At 67.9% G+C, this 17,016-nt stretch carries 16 protein-coding genes; 11 read left to right on the forward strand and 5 right to left on the reverse strand.

Annotated elements, in window-relative coordinates; all coding sequences use genetic code 11:
- Positions 1–28: 28 nt before the first annotated feature.
- The 4 genes from HUS23_00115 to infA all read left to right on the forward strand — a co-directional run bounded on the left by HUS23_00115 (position 29) and on the right by infA (position 3,036).
- A complete protein-coding gene (locus HUS23_00115; protein ID QKT02360.1) occupies positions 29–1,171 on the forward strand; it encodes an N-acetyltransferase in 1,143 nt (380 codons plus the stop codon).
- A 2-nt stretch (positions 1,172–1,173) separates the two neighbouring features.
- Positions 1,174–1,899 (forward strand): leucyl/phenylalanyl-tRNA--protein transferase, encoded by a 726-nt coding sequence (locus HUS23_00120; GenBank protein ID QKT02361.1) that lies wholly within the window; start codon positions 1,174–1,176, stop codon positions 1,897–1,899.
- On the forward strand, positions 1,896–2,624 hold the full coding sequence (locus HUS23_00125) for an arginyltransferase (GenBank protein ID QKT02362.1): 729 nt from the start codon (positions 1,896–1,898) through the stop codon (positions 2,622–2,624). The genes HUS23_00120 and HUS23_00125 overlap by 4 nt, the downstream gene beginning before the upstream one ends.
- Before the next feature lie 190 nt (positions 2,625–2,814).
- A complete protein-coding gene (gene infA / locus HUS23_00130; protein QKT02363.1) occupies positions 2,815–3,036 on the forward strand; it encodes a translation initiation factor IF-1 in 222 nt (73 codons plus the stop codon).
- Positions 3,037–3,093: 57 nt separating this feature from the next.
- Here the strand turns inward: infA and clpA are convergent, their stop codons facing one another.
- From clpA to HUS23_00150, 4 genes are all read right to left on the reverse strand, one after another.
- The gene (gene clpA / locus HUS23_00135; protein QKT02364.1) at positions 3,094–5,352 is read right to left on the reverse strand and encodes an ATP-dependent Clp protease ATP-binding subunit ClpA; all 2,259 of its coding nucleotides are present in this window, start codon (positions 5,350–5,352) and stop codon (positions 3,094–3,096) included.
- A gap of 29 nt (positions 5,353–5,381) precedes the next feature.
- A complete protein-coding gene (clpS, locus tag HUS23_00140) occupies positions 5,382–5,705 on the reverse strand; it encodes an ATP-dependent Clp protease adapter ClpS (protein ID QKT02365.1) in 324 nt (107 codons plus the stop codon).
- Between the two features lie 147 nt (positions 5,706–5,852).
- Positions 5,853–7,103, reverse strand: a complete 1,251-nt coding sequence (gene icd, locus HUS23_00145; GenBank protein QKT02366.1) for an NADP-dependent isocitrate dehydrogenase — start codon at positions 7,101–7,103, stop codon at positions 5,853–5,855.
- Between the two features lie 106 nt (positions 7,104–7,209).
- Complete coding sequence (locus tag HUS23_00150) at positions 7,210–8,331, reverse strand: site-2 protease family protein (GenBank protein ID QKT02367.1); 1,122 nt, start codon at positions 8,329–8,331, stop codon at positions 7,210–7,212.
- Between the two features lie 74 nt (positions 8,332–8,405).
- On the opposite strand from HUS23_00150, the gene HUS23_00155 reads away from it, so the two are divergent.
- The 5 genes from HUS23_00155 to hflD all read left to right on the forward strand — a co-directional run bounded on the left by HUS23_00155 (position 8,406) and on the right by hflD (position 11,636).
- Positions 8,406–9,056, forward strand: a complete 651-nt coding sequence (locus HUS23_00155) for a pseudouridine synthase (protein ID QKT02368.1) — start codon at positions 8,406–8,408, stop codon at positions 9,054–9,056.
- Positions 8,959–9,405, forward strand: coding sequence for an NUDIX hydrolase (locus tag HUS23_00160; protein QKT02369.1), 447 nt, complete (start codon positions 8,959–8,961; stop codon positions 9,403–9,405). Before HUS23_00155 ends, HUS23_00160 begins: the two co-directional genes overlap by 98 nt.
- The gene (gene mnmA, locus HUS23_00165) at positions 9,398–10,510 is read left to right on the forward strand and encodes a tRNA 2-thiouridine(34) synthase MnmA (protein ID QKT02370.1); all 1,113 of its coding nucleotides are present in this window, start codon (positions 9,398–9,400) and stop codon (positions 10,508–10,510) included. Before HUS23_00160 ends, mnmA begins: the two co-directional genes overlap by 8 nt.
- A gap of 105 nt (positions 10,511–10,615) precedes the next feature.
- Positions 10,616–10,888, forward strand: coding sequence for a hypothetical protein (locus HUS23_00170; GenBank protein ID QKT02371.1), 273 nt, complete (start codon positions 10,616–10,618; stop codon positions 10,886–10,888).
- Positions 10,889–11,003: 115 nt separating this feature from the next.
- The gene (hflD, locus tag HUS23_00175) at positions 11,004–11,636 is read left to right on the forward strand and encodes a high frequency lysogenization protein HflD (protein QKT02372.1); all 633 of its coding nucleotides are present in this window, start codon (positions 11,004–11,006) and stop codon (positions 11,634–11,636) included.
- Positions 11,637–11,786: 150 nt separating this feature from the next.
- On the opposite strand, the gene HUS23_00180 is transcribed toward hflD, so the two are convergent.
- Positions 11,787–12,266 (reverse strand): EF-hand domain-containing protein, encoded by a 480-nt coding sequence (locus tag HUS23_00180; protein QKT02373.1) that lies wholly within the window; start codon positions 12,264–12,266, stop codon positions 11,787–11,789.
- 459 nt (positions 12,267–12,725) lie between these two features.
- Between HUS23_00180 and mfd the strand changes: the two genes are divergently transcribed.
- Together mfd and HUS23_00190 are read left to right on the forward strand one after the other, a co-directional pair.
- A complete protein-coding gene (gene mfd / locus HUS23_00185) occupies positions 12,726–16,193 on the forward strand; it encodes a transcription-repair coupling factor (GenBank protein ID QKT02374.1) in 3,468 nt (1,155 codons plus the stop codon).
- Positions 16,194–16,311: 118 nt separating this feature from the next.
- A complete protein-coding gene (locus HUS23_00190) occupies positions 16,312–17,010 on the forward strand; it encodes a peptidoglycan binding protein CsiV (protein ID QKT02375.1) in 699 nt (232 codons plus the stop codon).
- The last annotated feature ends 6 nt before the right edge of the window (positions 17,011–17,016 follow it).

Below are 17,016 nucleotides of genomic sequence, written 5' to 3' on the forward strand. Positions count from 1 at the left end.
GCGCGCGCGGCAGGAGGCCACGCGACCGATGCAACTCACCGTTTGCAAGCGCCTCGACGAGGTCGCCGCGCCGGCGTGGAACGCGCTCAACCCGCACGGCAATCCGTTCCTGCGGCACGAGTTCCTATGCGCACTGGAGCGCCACGGCTGCCTCGGACCGCGCTACGGCTGGCTACCCCATCATCTGTTGGTCCACGACGACGGCGGGCGCCTGATCGGCGCCGCGCCGCTCTACGCCAAGACCAACTCCTATGGCGAATTCGTGTTCGACTGGGCCTGGGCGGATGCCTATGCGCGCGAGGGCCTGGCTTACTACCCCAAGCTGGTAGGTGCCGCGCCCTACACGCCGGCGACCGGGCCGCGGCTGCTGGTACACCCCGAGGCCGCCCGCGGCGCGGTCGTCGATGCCCTGATCGACGGCGCTCTGGCGCTTGCCCGTGACCTGCGCGCCTCGTCGGCGCACTGGCTGTTCACCAACCGCGACGACACCGAGCACTTGGTCGCGACACGGGGATTCCTGCCCCGCCTCGGCTGTCAGTTCCACTGGGAGAACCGCGGCTACAGCGACTTCGAGGCCTTTCTCGCCGCCCTGTCGGCCGACAAACGCAAGAAGCTGCGCCGCGAGCGCCGACGGGTGGCCGAACAGGGCGTCGAACTGACGACCCTGCAGGGTGCGCAAATCGAACCCGAGCACTGGGCGGTGTTCCACCGCTTCTATACCCAGACCTTCGACCGCAAGGGCGGCGTGCCCACCCTGAGCCGCGCCTTCTTCGAGGCGGTGGCGCACGACATGCCCGAGGCGGTCGTGCTGGTGCTCGCCAGTTTCCGGGGCCGGTACATCGCCGGAGCGCTCAGTTTCGCCGGCGGCGGCGTGCTGTACGGCCGCCATTGGGGGGCGGAAGCCGACTTCCACAGCCTGCACTTCGAGGCCTGCTACTATCGGGGCATCGACTATTGTATTTCCCAGGGATTGCAGCGCTTCGAGCCGGGCGCCCAGGGCGAACACAAGGTCAGTCGCGGTTTTCTCCCCACGCGCACCTGGTCGGCGCACTGGATCGCGCACCCGGCGTTCGGTCACGCCCTCGCCGATTATGTGCAGCGCGAGCGGGAGGCGATGGAACAGTACATGGCCGAGCTCGGTCGCCACAGTCCCTATCGGCAGGCGGACTGAACATGCAGCAGCTCCGGTGGCTGGACCCCCATCACGATGCGGCGTTCCCGGACGTCTCCTACGCGCTGCGGGAACCCGACGGCCTGCTGGCACTAGGCGGCGACCTGCACCCGGAACGCCTGTTGCGGGCCTACCGCCAGGGCATATTCCCCTGGTACAGCGCAGGTCAGCCCATTATGTGGTGGTCCCCGGACCCGCGCGCGGTGCTCCTGCCCGGGGAGTTGCGTGTCTCGCGCAGCCTGCGCAAGGCACTGCGCCGAGGCGACTACCGCGTCACGCTGGACACGGCGTTCGAACAGGTAGTCCAAGCGTGCGCCGCACCGCGCGGCGACGGGCTGGGTACCTGGATCACCGCCGAGATGGCCGCGGCGTATGCCCGGCTGCACGCGCTCGGCTACGCCCATTCCATCGAGGTGTGGCGCGACGAGGAGCTGATCGGCGGCCTGTACGGTGTGGCGCTGGGGCGGGTGTTCTTCGGCGAATCGATGTTCAGCCGGGCGCGCGACGGCTCCAAGATCGCGCTGGTGTACCTGGTGCGCCAACTGGCCCGCTGGGGCTTCGAACTCATCGACTGTCAGGTTCGCTCCGAACACCTCGACAGCCTGGGGGCGCGCTGTATCCCGCGTGAGGCGTTCGCCAAGTGGCTGGGGAGTGCCTGCGACCGGTCGTCGCGGCCGCCGCCGTGGCGCTTCGACAACGACTTTCGGCTCGAGGAGGTCAGTGCATGAAGGACGTACTCAACCGACGTCGCTCGGCGAGTCTGACCTTCTACGCCACCGTACCGAGCGCCTGCGGTTACCTGGACAGCCGCAGCAGCGTCAATCTGTTCGCCGATCCGGCCAAGCCGATGACCATGGAGCTGTATTCGCGCTTGGCCGACTACGGCTTTCGGCGCAACGGCGAGTACGTCTACCGTCCCCGCTGCCCCACCTGCGACGAATGCATTCCGTTGCGCGTGCCGGTGGCCCAATTCGCACCCAACCGCAGCCAACGGCGCACCTGGCAGCGCAATGCGGGACTGGAGATCACGCGCCTGCCGGCCGGCTACCGCGCCGAGCACTTCGACCTCTACCGGCGTTATATCTCGACCCGCCACGCGGGCAGCGGCATGGATACGGCCGATCCCGCCTCCTACCGGCACTTCATCAACAGCAGCTGGGCGCAGACTTGGCTGTACGAATTTCGCGAGCGCGGCGCGCTTAAGGCCGTGGCGGTGGTGGACGAACTGAGCCAAGGCCTGTCGGCGGTGTATACCTTTTTTGATCCGCGCGAGGCAAAGCGCGGTCTCGGCACCTACGCAATCCTGTGGGAGATCGAAGAAACCCGCCGGCTGGGATACTCCTGGCTGTACCTCGGCTACTGGATCGCCGACAGCCCCAAGATGCGCTATAAGACCGCCTTCGAGCCCGTGGAGGCCTACCGCAGCGGACGTTGGCAGCCGTTCACCCCCTAAGGCAGGTCCGTACAACTCCATCCCGGCGTTACCAGTCCACGCGACGCCGCACCACCCTGTGCCACGGAAAGCGCTGGGTTAATCAGAGCTTCGCTGACGTGCCACGGCCGGCCGGCGCTCCCCCGTCGTCGTGCTGCTGCCGGTGCCGGGCGCCTTTGGTATAATCGCTTCTTTTCACCCAGAGGTAAGAATGGCGAAGGAAGATCATATCGAAATGGAAGGCACGGTCATCGAGACCCTGCCGAATACCATGTTCCGCGTCGAACTGGAGAACGGCCACGTGGTGACCGCGCACATCTCCGGCAAGATGCGTAAGCACTACATCCGCATCCTGACCGGCGACAAGGTCACGGTGCAGCTCACCCCCTACGATCTGAGCAAGGGCCGCGTCGTCTTCCGCGGTCGCACCTAGCCGCCCCCGTCGCCGCGCGCCGGACGGGGCGCGGCGCCGGAGCGCACCCCGCCTGCGCTAGGCGGGCTGCTCCACGCCCTCGATATCGAACTGCAGCTTGCCGTCCCGCTCGGTCACTTCGACGTGGCCGCCCTCGGCGAGCTTGCCGAACAGTAGCTCTTCCGCCAGCGGGCGCTTGATGTGCTCCTGGATGATGCGCGTCATCGGGCGCGCGCCCATCTTGACGTCGATACCGTGTTCGGCCAGCCATGCCCGCGCGGTGTCGTCCACCGTCAGCGACACCTTCTTCTCGTCCAGCTGCGCCTCGAGTTCGGCGATGAACTTGTCCACCACTTGCGCCACCGTCGCGCTGGTCAGCGCGTGGAACTGCACGACGGCGTCGAGGCGGTTGCGGAACTCGGGGGTAAACGTGCGCTTGATCACCTCCATCGCGTCCGGCGCGTGATCCTGCTCCATGAAGCCGATCGAGGGACGCGCCGCCTGCTCCGCGCCGGCGTTGGTCGTCATGATGACGATCACATTGCGGAAGTCCGCCTTGCGCCCGTTGTTGTCGGTCAGCGTGCCGTGGTCCATGACCTGCAGCAGCAGATTGAACACGTCCGGGTGCGCCTTCTCGATCTCGTCGAGGAGCAGCACCGCGTGCGGGTGCTTGCTGATCGCCTCGGTCAGCAGGCCGCCCTGGTCATACCCCACGTAGCCCGGCGGGGCACCGATCAGGCGCGAGACCGTGTGACGCTCCATGTACTCGGACATGTCGAAGCGGATCAGCTCGATCCCCAGCGTACGCGCAAGCTGGCGGCTCACCTCGGTCTTGCCGACGCCGGTCGGCCCGGCGAACAGGAACGAACCGATCGGCTTCTCGTCACCGCGCAGGCCCGCGCGCGCCATTTTGATCGCGGTGGACAGCGTGCCGATGGCCTCGTCCTGGCCGAAGATCACCAGCCGCAGGTCGCGCTCCAGGTTGCGCAGGATGTCCTTGTCGGACGAGGACACGCTCTTGGGCGGGATGCGCGCGATCTTGGCCACGATGGCCTCGATCTCGCGCAGGCCGATGGTCTTCTTGCGCTTCGAGGGCGGCTGCATACGCTGGTTGGCGCCCGCCTCGTCGATCACGTCGATGGCCTTGTCGGGCAGAAAGCGCTCGTTGATGTACCGGTCCGCGAGTTCCGCCGCCGCGCGCAGCGCCTGGCGGGTGTAGCGCACGCTGTGGTGCTCCTCGAAGCGGGTCTTGAGCCCCTCCAGTATCTGCACCGTCTCCTCCACCGTGGGTTCGGCGATGTCGATTTTCTGGAAGCGGCGCGCGAGCGCGCGATCCTTTTCGAAGATGCCGCGGTATTCCTGATAGGTCGTGGAGCCGATGCACTTGAGCTGCCCGGACGACAGCACGGGCTTGATCAGGTTGGAGGCGTCCATCACCCCGCCCGAGGCGGCGCCCGCGCCGATGATCATGTGGATCTCGTCGATGAACAGGATCGCGCCGCTGTCGCGCTTGAGCTGGCCGATCACCGCCTTGAAGCGCTTCTCGAAGTCGCCGCGGTACTTGGTGCCGGCGAGCAGTGCCCCGAGATCCAGCGCGTACACCGTGCAGTTCTCCAGCACCTCGGGCACGTCGTCGTCCACGATCTTCTTGGCCAGACCCTCGGCCAGCGCGGTCTTGCCCACGCCCGCCTCCCCGACCAACAAGGGATTGTTCTTGCGGCGGCGGCACAGCACCTGGATGGTGCGCTCGAGCTCGAGCTTGCGCCCGATGAGCGGATCGATCTTGCCCTGGCGCGCGAGCTCATTCAGGTTGGTGGCGAAGCTCTCCAGCGGCGACTTGCCGGCCTGCGGACCGCCCTCGTCCTCCGTGCCCGAGGGCATGGCGTCGGGATTCTGCTCCTGACGGACCTTCGAGATGCCGTGCGAGATGTAATTCACCACGTCCAGGCGGGTGACGTTCTGCTTGTTCAGGAAGTAGACCGCCTGCGACTCCTGCTCGTTGAAGATCGCCACCAGCACGTTGGCGCCGGTCACTTCGCGCTTGTTGGAGGACTGCACGTGGAACACCGCGCGCTGCAGCACGCGCTGGAAGCCGAGCGTCGGCTGGGTCTCGCGTTCGTCGCGCGGGTCGATGACCGGCGTGGTCTCCTCGAGGTAGGCCCGCAGGTCCTGTCGCAGCCGCTCCAAATCCACGCCGCATGCGCGCAGCACCGTGGTGGCCGAGGCGTTGTCCAGCAAGGCCAGAAGCAGATGCTCCACGGTCATGAATTCGTGGTTCTTTTCGCGCGCTTCCTTGAAGGCGAGATTCAGCGTGACTTCCAGTTCTTTGCTCAGCATGACGTACCTCGCTCGCTCAAGCGCGGACGCTAAGCGGCCTCCATGGTGCACAGCAGCGGGTGCTGATGCTGCCGCGAATACTCGTTCACCTGGGCCACTTTCGTCTCCGCGATTTCCCGCGGGAACACCCCGCAGACTCCCTTCCCCCGGGTGTGGACGTGCAACATGATGCGCGCCGCCTTCTCCCGCTCCATGCCGAAGAAGTACTCGAGAATGTGTACCACGAACTCCATGGGTGTGTAATCGTCGTTCAACAGAACGACCTTATACATCGGCGGCCGTTTGAGCTTCGGCTTCGCCTCCTCGACGGCCAACCCGTCATCGTGTCGGGTTTGCTGATCGTGGTCTTTCATCGTCGAATCAAGTCTAGCCCAGCCGCAATCCAGCGCCGCGCCCGGCGGCTGTTCCCGCCGCCCCGACGCCCTCGCCTCGGTTTCATTCTATCCAAGGCCGCGAAGCGTTTCATCACACGCCGCCCCGTCCCCTGCGGTTCCATCCGTTCACATCCGCCCGACCACGGCCTCGCCGAAGCCGGAGCAACTGACCAACTGCGCACCCTCCTTCAGGCGGTGCAGGTCGTAGGTCACGGTGCCGGCGGCGATCGCGCCCGAGACGCCCTTGACCACCAGGTCGGCGGCCTCGGTCCACCCCATATGGCGCAACATCATCTCACCAGACAGAATTAGCGAACCAGGGTTCACTTTGTCCTGCCCGGCGTAGCGTGGCGCGGTGCCGTGGGTCGCCTCGAACATGGCCACGCCGTCCGAGAGGTTCGCCCCCGGCGCCATGCCGATGCCGCCCACCTGAGCCGCCAGGGCGTCGGAGATGTAATCGCCGTTCAGGTTCAGGGTGGCGATCACGTCGTACTCCGCGGGACGCAGCAGGATCTGCTGCAGGAAGGCGTCGGCGATCACGTCCTTGACCACCACCTCGCCGCCGTCGGGGCGCTTGATGCGGCACCACGGTCCGCCGTCGATCGGCTCGGCGCCGAACTCGCGCTGCGCCAACTCGTAGCCCCAGTTCTTGAAGGCGCCCTCGGTGAACTTCATGATGTTGCCCTTGTGCACCAGGGTCACCGAGTCGCGCCCGTTGTCCAGCGCGTAGCGGATCGCCTTGCGCACGAGCCGCTCGGTACCCTCGCGCGAGACCGGCTTGATGCCGATGCCGGAGGTGGCCGGGAAGCGGATCTTGCGCACCCCCATCTCCTCCTGCAGGAAGGCGATCACCTTCTGCGCCTCCGGCGTTTCGGCCGCCCACTCGATGCCGGCGTAGATGTCTTCGGAGTTCTCGCGGAAAATGACCATGTCGGTCTTCTCCGGCTCCTTCAGCGGACTCGGCGTGCCATCGTAATAGCGCACCGGGCGCAGACACACGTACAGGTCCAGTTCCTGGCGCAGGGCGACGTTCAGCGAGCGCATGCCGCCGCCGACCGGGGTGGTCAGCGGCCCCTTGATGGACACCGCGTAATCACGCACCGCCGCCAGCGTCTCCTCGGGCAACCAGACGCCCTCGCCGTAGACGCCGTTGGCCTTCTCGCCCGCGTAGATCTCCATCCATGCAATGGCGCGCTTGCCGCCGTAGGCCTTGGCCACCGCCTGATCCAGCACGTGGCGCATCACCGGCGTAATGTCCACGCCGATCCCGTCACCTTCGATGAAGGGGATGATGGGCCGGTCGGGGACGTCCAGCGACTGATCCGGACGCACAGTGATGCGTTCGCCCTCCGGGCGCACGAGCTTGGATTGGGTCATGATGGCTCCAAATAACGGGACGACGACTGGATGACCGGCAGCCCAGGACCGGCGGCTGCCGAAGGGCCCAGTTTAACACGCCGCTTGGCGCGCCGTGCCCGTCGGCTCAGCCGGCCGCCTCGCTGCGCACGCGGATGGCGCGCATCAGGCGCTCGCGGTCGATCCACCCGACCAGCCGCTCCCCTTCCATGACCGGCACCTGATTGAGGCTCTGGCGCTCCATCGCCCGCAGCACGTCCTCCAGTCCGGTGTCGGGTGCCACCACCTGCAGACGCTCGCGCGGGGTCATGACCTCGTCCACCGCCACCAGCCCCCAGCGCTCGCGGGCCACCTTGCGCGCGTCGCTCAAGGTCACCAAACCGACCACGTCGGCGCCGCGCGTCACCACCGCCGCGCGCTCGCCCCCGGCCAGCGCGCCCGCGTCGACCCAATTCTGCAGCGCGGTGCCCGCGGCGACCTGCGGCACGTCCGGGCGCAGAATCTGCCGCGCGCTGACCCCGCGCAGCAGCTGCCCCAGGGTGAAGTCGCGCGAACTCGCCTCGGCCGCGCTCAACAGGAACCAGGCGATCGCCGCGAGCCACAGGCCGTTCAGCAGCAGCCCGTGCATGATCGCGAGCCATGCCCCTACCCCGAGCAAGCCGTAGGCCACCAGCCGTCCGCCCATCACCGCCCAGGCCATGCCCTTGGCGGGGTTGCCGGACAAGCCCCACACAGTGGCGCGAAACACACGCCCGCCGTCGAGTGGAAAGCCGGGGATCAGATTGAACACCGCCACCACCAGGTTGATGAACGCCAGCCAGCCGAAGGCCACGGCCGCCGGCTCGCTCAGGCCCTGCATGAGCGCGCTCAAGACATAGAACGCGGCGGCCAGCGCCAGGCTGACCAGCGGCCCCGCAATGGCGATCCAGAACTCGTCCTGGGCGCGCTCGGCATCCCGCTCGGTCTGCGCCACGCCGCCGAAGATGAACAGGGTGATGGAGCGCACGGGGATGCCTTTGCGCAGCGCCACCAGGCTGTGCCCGAGCTCGTGCAGCACGATGCTGAGAAAGAACAGCAGCGAGGTCACCACGGCCGTGGTCGTCACCTGCGCCTGCGGCCAGTGGGGGTAGCCGGCCTGGAACAACAGCATCAGGGACAGGGTCAACAGGGCGAAGATGATGAACCAGGTGTAGTGGATCCCGATGCGGATTCCCGCCACACGCCCGATGGTCACCGCCGACTCCAGCATTCACGCCTCCTGCGGCCTTGCGACGCCGCGGCAAGAGGCAAGCGGCCACACCGCCCGCCCCGTATAATGACTTCATGTCCCAGGTGGTGCTGTTCAACAAGCCCTATGGCGTGCTGTGCCAATTCACGGATGCCGCGGGGCGTCCCACCCTGGCCGACTATGTGTCCCTGCCTTCAGTCTACGCCGCCGGGCGACTCGACCGCGACAGTGAAGGCCTGGTCGTGCTAACCGACGACGGCCGGCTACAGGCGCGCATCAGCGCGCCGCAGCACAAGTGGCCGAAGACGTACTGGGTGCAGGTGGAGGGTGAGCCGGACGCCGCCGCCCTCGCCCGGCTCGCGAGCGGGGTCGCGCTGAAGGACGGCGTCACGGCGCCGGCGCAGGCGCAGCGGCTGGCGTCGCCCGACCTGTGGCCGCGCGAACCGCCGGTGCGTTACCGGGCCAGCATCCCCACCGCGTGGATTGCCCTCACCCTTCGCGAGGGGCGCAACCGTCAGGTACGGCGCATGACGGCGTCCGTGGGCCACCCGACCCTGCGCCTGGTGCGCTGGGCGGTGGGACCCTGGACCCTCGAAGGCCTTGCCCCCGGCGCCTGGCGCACGGTACCCATGGAGGAAGCTGATGCCTATGCCCGACAAACCGGCCGTGACCGTGGCGGCCATCGCCCAACAAGACGGCCGCTTCCTGCTGGTGGAGGAGCGCGCGGACGACGCCGTGGTGATTAACCAGCCTGCCGGGCACCTGGAGGCGGGCGAGACCCTGCTGGAGGCGGTGGTGCGCGAGACGCTGGAAGAGACCCGCTTTCACTTCGTGCCGGAGGCCCTGGTCGGGGTCTACCAGTGGGCCACGGACGATGGCCGCGTGTATGTGCGCCTGGCATTTAGCGGCCACTTGGCCGGGGAATCGGCCGAGCGGACTCTGGATGAGGGGATTCTGCGCCCGCTGTGGCTCTCCCGCGACGAGCTGGCGCAGCGCGACAACCGGCGCAGTCCGCTGGTGCTGCGCTGTGTGGACGACTACCTCGACGGGCAGCGCTACCCGCTCACGGTGATCAACGAGATCGGGGATGAGTAAGCGGCCGGTCATGGTCGGCCTGTCCGGCGGCGTCGACTCCTCGGTCGCGGCCCTGCTGCTACAGAACGAGGGGCGCCGCGTCGAAGGCCTGTTCATGAAGAACTGGGAGGACGACGACCGCGACGGCCATTGCACGGCGGCCGAGGACTACGCGGACGCGCGCGCCGTGTGCGAGGTGTTGGAGATCCCACTGCACGCGGTGAACTTCGCGCGGGCCTATTGGGACCGCGTGTTCCAGCACTTTCTGGACGAGTACGCCGCCGGGCGCACCCCCAACCCCGATGTGCTGTGCAACAAGGAGATCAAGTTCCGCGCCTTTCTCGATCACGCCCTCGGGCTCGGCGCCGAGCGCATTGCGACCGGCCACTACGTGCGCAGCGACGAGGTCGAGGGCCGCCACCGCCTGCTCAAAGGTCGTGACCCTGAGAAAGACCAGTCGTACTTCCTCTACACCCTGAATCAACACCAACTCGCGCACAGCCTGTTCCCGGTCGGCGAGTTGCACAAGTCCGAGGTGCGCGCCCGCGCGGCGGCGGCCCGACTGCCGACGCACGCCAAACGCGACAGCACCGGCATCTGCTTCATCGGCGAGCGGCATTTCCGCACCTTCCTGGCGCGCTACCTGCCCGCGCAGCCGGGGCTGATGGAGACGCCCGAAGGCGAGGTGGTCGGTGAACACGCCGGGTTGATGTACTACACCCTCGGCCAGCGTCAGGGGCTCAACATCGGCGGACGCCGCGGCGGCAGCGGTGCACCGTGGTTCGTGGCGGGCAAGGACCTTGAACGCAATGTACTGATGGTGGTGCAGGGCAAGAACCACCCCCTGCTCTATCGCGACGCCTTGGTGGCCACGGACCTGCATTGGGTCAGTGGCGGGCCGCCGCCGGCCGGGCAGCGCCTGACCGCCAAGACGCGCTACCGCCAGCCCGACCAGTCATGCACGGTCACCACCTCGGAGCCCGAGCGGCTGACGCTGCGCTTCGACGCCCCGCAGTGGGCGATCACCCCGGGGCAGTCGGTGGTGTTGTATGCGGGCGACGAATGCCTCGGCGGCGGGATCATCGCCGCATCCGCCCCCGCTGACGCGGAGGTCGCGACCTGCTAACTTCAACGGAACGGCCGCCCGCGCGGCCGGCGACTTCCCAGCGAAGAACCAATAACCCGGAGGTCCGATGAAAGCTTCGCTCCGCCATTTGCGCGTGTGCCCCTGATGGATCTGCTGGTTCCCCTGCTCATCGCCGTGGCCTGTATGGCAGCCGCGATCTACGCCCACCTGCGCATCCCCCATCACGCCCCCGGTCAGGGGTGGGGCGCACGCCTGATCCTGGTCGTTACCGGCGTCGCGTTCGGCTATGTCATGGCGGCGCACTATCTGCCAGCCGAGGGCCTGCGCTTCTGGCTGGTGTTCCTGTCCGGCTTCGGCGTGGTCCACGTGCCGGCGGCGGCCATCCTGTTCATCAAGCGCCAGCGCGCTCGCGTCTGAGGCTTAACCCGGTCGTTTCCTCCGCCCTTTCTTCCCGCCGGTTTCCGCCGGGCCGTTTCCTCCATCCGGCGCGACCCGATACCATAAGCGCCTTTTGAGGCGCGACGAGATACACATGGCGACGCATCCCTACCGTAACCGCACCCTCGCCCTGGCGGGCGTCTTCGAGGCGGTGCAACTGGTCCAACAGGTGGCCCGGCGCGGCATGACCGACAGCGCGGCGCTCGAGCGCGTGCTGCACACCCTGTTCGAACTCAATCCGCCGGAGGATGTGGCGCTGGTGTATGGCGGCGTCGGGGCGCTGCAACAGGGTCTGTGCGGCCTCGTCGATCAGCTTCAAGGCCGCAAGGACGCCGAGGCCATGGAGGTGACGCGTTACGCGATCAGCGTGGTGCACCTGGAGCGGCGCCTGGCGAAGCAGCCGGCCATGCTGGCGCGCATCGCCGAGGGGCTCGAGGCGGCGCGTGGGCAAGCCAATCACTTCGGCCTCACGCATGCCAACGTGCTCGCCAACCTCGCCAGCATCTATAGCGACACGGTCAGCCAACTGACACCGCGCGTGATGGTGAGCGGGGAACACGGGCACCTACAGCATCCCGACAACGTGAACAAGGTGCGCGCACTGCTGTTGGCTGCGATGCGCTCGGCGGTGCTGTGGCGTCAGTGCGGCGGGCGTCGCTGGCAGCTCATCTTCCGCCGCGGCGAGTACGTGCAACAGGCCCGACAACTACTCACCCCCACCGCCTGAGACCTCTGCCGCTGCCCAGCGCCAAACGTCGCCTTCCGGCGACAACTCGGCGCGCGGGCAAAAAAAAAGCGCGGCGAGGGGCGCCGCGCAAAGTTCACCCAGGGGGGGTGAGGGAGGAACGTAATTCTTTAGATCGAGTTCGGCAGTGCCTTACAGGCCGCCACCGCCCATGCCGGGCTCGCCGCCGGGCTCACCGCCAGGCTCCGTGCCGGGCTCACCGCCGACGCCGGGGTCATCCATGCCAGGGGTGGTCGGCTCCTCGCCCACGCCGGGCGCGGCGCCATCCTGCTCTTCCATGAACTGCGCGAACTCGGACTCGTCGATCACGCCGTCCTGATTGCGGTCGATCTCATCGAACTGCTGAGACAGTTGCGGATCGGCCTGAGCCTCTTCGCGGGTGATCTCTCCCGTGCCGGCCTGATCCAGCTGCTCAAAGCGGTCGCGGTCCTCCCCGGTCAGCTCAGCGGTCCCCTCGCCGTTCATGCCGACGCCGGGCTCCGCCATGCCGGGCTGATCCATGCCAGCCCCCGCACCTGCGCCCGGATCTTCGCCGCCCATGCCCGCCGCCATCGAAGCGCCGGAAAACATCGAGAGCGCCAGTACCAGCGCAGCCTTGTCCTTAAATGCCATGTTCGTGCCTCCTTGAATTTCTGTAGTCGTAAATCGTGGGCCTTCTTGGCCGACGTGGTCAGGAGAGCAATCGCCGTGCCAGTACGAACATCGAGCCGGGAAGTCAATCACATAGAGCACACTCACGGGATTGGGCGCCCGCCAGAGCGTGGCGGCGGCGCGGATTTCGTCGCCGCCACGCAACATCTACCGCTTTCCCGACCGCGCGGCCTGCGCCCCTGCCCAGCGGCGACGCCCGTCGGTCGGTTGTCAATGTGCGCCGCACCCCCATATGCGCCTAAGTCCGCGATTGAGTGCGATATCGACCGCGCGACGTATCCTGCAGCCCGGCTCTTCCCAACCCTGCGGAGCGTCCCGGGATCACGACACCGCGCGCGCCCCGCAGCGCCGCGACACCCGTCAACTACCGCGGCATTGGCGTAGGCGCTAAACTACGCCGTTTTCCCGCATCGGCACCGCATGGACGACAACGACCCCACCACCCTCGCGCCCCAACTGCCGCGCGCCCCCGGCGACGTTGTTCGTTGGGGGCAGCTGTATGGCAGCGCGGCGGCACTCGCCCTGGCCGAGGCGGCCCGCCGACTCGCCGCGCCCCTGCTGGTTATCGCGCCGGATGCCGCGGCCGCCCAGAGCCTGGAGCAGGAGGTACGCTTCTATGCCGGCGACTGCTGCCCCACGCTCGCCTTTCCGGACTGGGAGACGCTGCCCTACGACGTGTTCTCGCCGCACCAGGACATCATCTCGGAGCGGCTCGCGACGCTATACCGCCTGCCGACGCTGACGCGCGGTCTGCTGGTCATTCCCGTCTCCACGCTTATGCAGCGCCTGCCGCCGCGCCAGTACCTCGAGGCGCACAGCCTGGTGCTGGACGTGGGTCAGCGCCTCGACCTGGAGGACTTGCGCCAGCGGCTGGAGAACAGCGGCTACCGCTGTGTCTCGCAGGTCATGGAACACGGCGAGTTCGCCGTGCGCGGCAGCCTGATCGATCTGTACCCGATGGGCGCGCCCCTGCCCTACCGCATTGAGCTGTTCGACGACGAGGTGGAAACCCTGCGCACCTTCGACCCGGAGACGCAGCGCTCGGCCGACAAGGTCACGCAGGCTCGGCTGTTGCCGGCGCGGGAGTTCCCCCTGGACGAGGGGGCCATCAACCGCTTCCGGGCCGCCTACCGCACCCGCTTCGAAGGCGATCCCCAGCGGTCTCTTATTTATAGGGAGGTAAGTCAGGGCAACGCGCCGGCGGGTATCGAGTACTACCTACCGCTGTTCTTCGATGCCACCGCCACCTTGTTCGACTACCTGCCGACCGGGACGGTCGCGGTCACGGTCGAGGACGTGCATGGGGCGGCCGAAACCTACTGGGAGGAGATCGCCCACCGGTACGAGCAGCGCCGCCACGACACCCAACGCCCGCTGTTGCCGCCGCTGGACATGTTTCTGCCGACCGATCAGTTGTTCGGCGCGCTGCGCGCGTTCGCGCGCGTCGAATCGCAGCGCTTCGAGCAGGCTGCCGGTGCCGGACGCAGTAATCTCGCCACCCAGCACCCCCCGCCGCTGGCCATCGATGCGCGCGCCACCCGGCCGGCCGCGCGATTGCAGAGCTTCCTCGCGGAGTTCCCCGGTCGCGTCCTGTTCGCCGCAGAGACAGCGGGCCGGCGCGAAAGCCTGCTGGAACTGCTGCGCGGGATCGACGTGACGCCGACCCTCGTCGAGGATTGGCGCGCGTTTGCCACGGGGGACGCGCACTGCGCCATTACCGTCGCCCCGCTGGAACAGGGCCTGGTGCTCGAGCATCCGCCCATTGCGGTGGTGACCGAGGCGCAGTTGTTCGGCGAACGGGTGCTACAACGTCGGCGCCGGCGCGGCCGCTCACGCGACAGCGAGCAGGTGGTGCGCAGCCTGGCCGAGCTGACCGAAGGCGCGCCGGTCGTGCACGAGGATCACGGCGTCGGCCGCTACCTGGGCCTCCAGACCTTGGACGTCGGCGGCGTCACCACCGAGTTTCTGACGCTGGAGTATGCGGGCGGCGACAAGCTGTACGTGCCGGTGTCCTCGCTGCACCTCATCAGTCGCTATGCGGGGGCGGCGCCGGAGAGCGCGCCGCTGCACAAGCTCGGCAGCGGCCAATGGGAAAAGGCCAAGCGCCGTGCATCGGAGCGCGTGCGCGACGTGGCCGCCGAACTGCTGGACATCTACGCCCGCCGGGCGGCGCGCCAGGGGCATGCGGCCAAGCTGGACGACGGGCAGTACGCCGCCTTCGCCGCCGGCTTCCCCTTCGAAGAGACCCCCGACCAACAGGCGGCCATCGATGCGGTGCTGGAGGACATGCGCGCGCCGCGTCCGATGGACCGCCTGGTGTGCGGCGACGTGGGCTTCGGCAAGACCGAAGTGGCGATGCGCGCGGCGTTCGTCGCCGTGCAGGACGGGCGCCAGGTGGCGGTGTTGGTGCCGACCACCCTGCTCGTCCAGCAACATACCCAGACCTTCCGCGACCGCTTCGCGGACTGGCCGGTGCGCGTGGAAGGGCTGTCGCGATTTCGCTCCAAGAAGGAACAGGAGGCGGTGGTCAGTGCCGTCACCGACGGTACGGTGGACATCGTCATCGGTACCCACAAGCTCCTGCAGGAGGACATCCGCTTCAAGCGCCTGGGGCTGGTGATCATCGACGAGGAGCACCGCTTCGGGGTGCGCCAGAAGGAGCGCTTCAAGTCGCTGCGTGCCGAGGTGGACGTGCTTACGCTGACCGCCACCCCGATCCCGCGCACCCTCAACATGGCGCTGGCCAGCCTGCGCGACCTGTCGGTCATCGCCACCGCGCCCGCGCGCCGGCTGGCGGTGAAGACCTTCGTGCACGAGTGGAACGACAACCTGATCCAGGAGGCCTGTCTGCGCGAGGTCAAGCGCGGCGGCCAAGTGTACTTCCTGCACAACGACGTGGAGACCATCGAACGCCAGGCGCGCGAGCTCGAGGCGCTGGTGCCGCAGGCGCGGGTGGCGGTGGCCCATGGGCAGATGCGCGAGCGCGAACTCGAGCGCGTGATGTCGGACTTCTATCACCACCGCTACAACGTGCTGGTGTGCACCACCATCATCGAGACCGGCATCGACGTGCCCTCCGCCAACACCATCGTCATCAACCGGGCCGACCGCTTCGGCCTCGCCCAGCTTTACCAGCTGCGCGGGCGCGTCGGCCGCTCGCACCACCGCGCCTACGCCTACTTGGTGGTCCCGCCGCAAAAGCGCATGACGCCGGACGCCGTGAAGCGCCTGGAGGCCATCGAGGCCATCGAGGAACTCGGCACCGGCTTCACCCTGGCGACACACGACCTGGAGATCCGCGGCGCCGGCGAGTTGCTCGGCGACGAGCAGAGCGGGCAGATGCACGAGATCGGTTTCAACCTGTACAGCGAGCTGCTCGAGCGCGCGGTGCAGGCCCTCAAGGCCGGTCGCCAGCCCGAGCTCGACCGCCCCTTGGACCACGGCGCGGAGATCGATCTGCACCTGCCGGCGCTGATCCCCGAGGACTACCTGCCGGACGTGCATACCCGCCTGGTGATGTACAAGCGTATCGCCAGCGCCAAGGACGCCGACGAGTTGCGCGAGCTGCAGGTGGAGATGATCGACCGCTTCGGTCTGCTGCCGGATCCGACCCGGCGCCTGTTCGAGGTCACCCAGCTGAAGTTGAAGGCGACGCCGCTCGGTATCGAAAAGATCGACGTGGGCCCGCAAGGGGGCCGCGTGCTGTTCCGCGACGAGCCGAACGTGGACCCGGTCGCCATCATCAACCTGATCCAGGGGCAACCGAAGATCTACAAGCTCGACGGCGGCAACAAGCTCCGCCTGGTGGCGCCGCTGCCCGATGCCGAGGCGCGTATTCGCGCGCTGGACGACCTCCTTCAGACCCTGGGCGCGCGCGATGCGGCCTGACGAGCGGGTGAAGAACGGCCCGCTCCCGCTGGGCCCGCGCGGGCGCCTTTGCGGACGCCTGTCGCGGCGCCGGGCCGGGACCGCGTGGTATAGTCCGCTGCAGCGAGAGGAGGCAAGCGTGAAGCGATCAATGGGGCGGATGCTGGTGGGCTTGGTACTACTGCTGATGGCGCCGGGCCTGATGGCACAGCAGTCACCGACCTGGTACACCGTCGAGGTCATCGTGTTCGAGCGCACCGTCGGGGCTCAGGCGCCCGGCGAGGTCTGGCCGCCGCTCGACTCGGTGCCGGCGGTGGACGCCGCGACTCCGCTGCTGCCCCCGTTCCGGGGCTCGCTGGCGCAAGTGCCGTTCCGTCTCCTGCCGGAAGGTGAACTGCGCCTCGCCGAGGCCGCCCGTGGTCTGGGGGCCTCGCCGGCCTACAACGTGCTACGCCACCTGGCGTGGCGCCAACCCGGGCTGGACGCCGAGGAAGCGGTCGCTGTGCGGCTGGCCCCGCGCGGCGGGGAAGCGCTGTTGGCGGATCGGCTGTTGCGCCACGAGGCGGGGCTGGCGACCGGGGAAGCGGATGTCGAGGGCGTGCTGCGCCTGGTGCTGTCGCGCTTCTTGCACATCGAAGCCGACCTGCTCTATTACCGCCCGCAGCCGCGCCCGCAAGCGGCCGTGTTCGAGCAGGACGAGGAAGAACTCACCCCCAGCCTCGCCGCGTTCCGCATGATCGAGTCGCGGCGGATGCGCAGCGGCGAGATTCACTATCTCGATCACCCCTTGTTCGGGGTCATCGTCAGCGTGCAGCGCTACACGCCGCCGCGCAGCTAAGCAACC

Source organism: Ectothiorhodospiraceae bacterium 2226 (assembly GCA_013348725.1).
Lineage (GTDB): Bacteria > Pseudomonadota > Gammaproteobacteria.

Coding starts and splice junctions, on each gene's coding strand:
- HUS23_00170 (QKT02371.1), top strand. CDS start 10,616: ATGGATCTGCTGGTTCCCCTGCTCATCGCCGTGGCCTGTATGGCAGCC.
- clpS (QKT02365.1), bottom strand. CDS start 5,705: ATGAAAGACCACGATCAGCAAACCCGACACGATGACGGGTTGGCCGTC.
- hflD (QKT02372.1), top strand. CDS start 11,004: ATGGCGACGCATCCCTACCGTAACCGCACCCTCGCCCTGGCGGGCGTC.
- HUS23_00150 (QKT02367.1), bottom strand. CDS start 8,331: ATGCTGGAGTCGGCGGTGACCATCGGGCGTGTGGCGGGAATCCGCATC.
- icd (QKT02366.1), bottom strand. CDS start 7,103: ATGACCCAATCCAAGCTCGTGCGCCCGGAGGGCGAACGCATCACTGTG.
- HUS23_00125 (QKT02362.1), top strand. CDS start 1,896: ATGAAGGACGTACTCAACCGACGTCGCTCGGCGAGTCTGACCTTCTAC.
- HUS23_00180 (QKT02373.1), bottom strand. CDS start 12,266: ATGGCATTTAAGGACAAGGCTGCGCTGGTACTGGCGCTCTCGATGTTT.
- clpA (QKT02364.1), bottom strand. CDS start 5,352: ATGCTGAGCAAAGAACTGGAAGTCACGCTGAATCTCGCCTTCAAGGAA.
- HUS23_00155 (QKT02368.1), top strand. CDS start 8,406: ATGTCCCAGGTGGTGCTGTTCAACAAGCCCTATGGCGTGCTGTGCCAA.
- mfd (QKT02374.1), top strand. CDS start 12,726: ATGGACGACAACGACCCCACCACCCTCGCGCCCCAACTGCCGCGCGCC.
- HUS23_00120 (QKT02361.1), top strand. CDS start 1,174: ATGCAGCAGCTCCGGTGGCTGGACCCCCATCACGATGCGGCGTTCCCG.
- mnmA (QKT02370.1), top strand. CDS start 9,398: ATGAGTAAGCGGCCGGTCATGGTCGGCCTGTCCGGCGGCGTCGACTCC.
- infA (QKT02363.1), top strand. CDS start 2,815: ATGGCGAAGGAAGATCATATCGAAATGGAAGGCACGGTCATCGAGACC.
- HUS23_00160 (QKT02369.1), top strand. CDS start 8,959: ATGCCCGACAAACCGGCCGTGACCGTGGCGGCCATCGCCCAACAAGAC.
- HUS23_00115 (QKT02360.1), top strand. CDS start 29: ATGCAACTCACCGTTTGCAAGCGCCTCGACGAGGTCGCCGCGCCGGCG.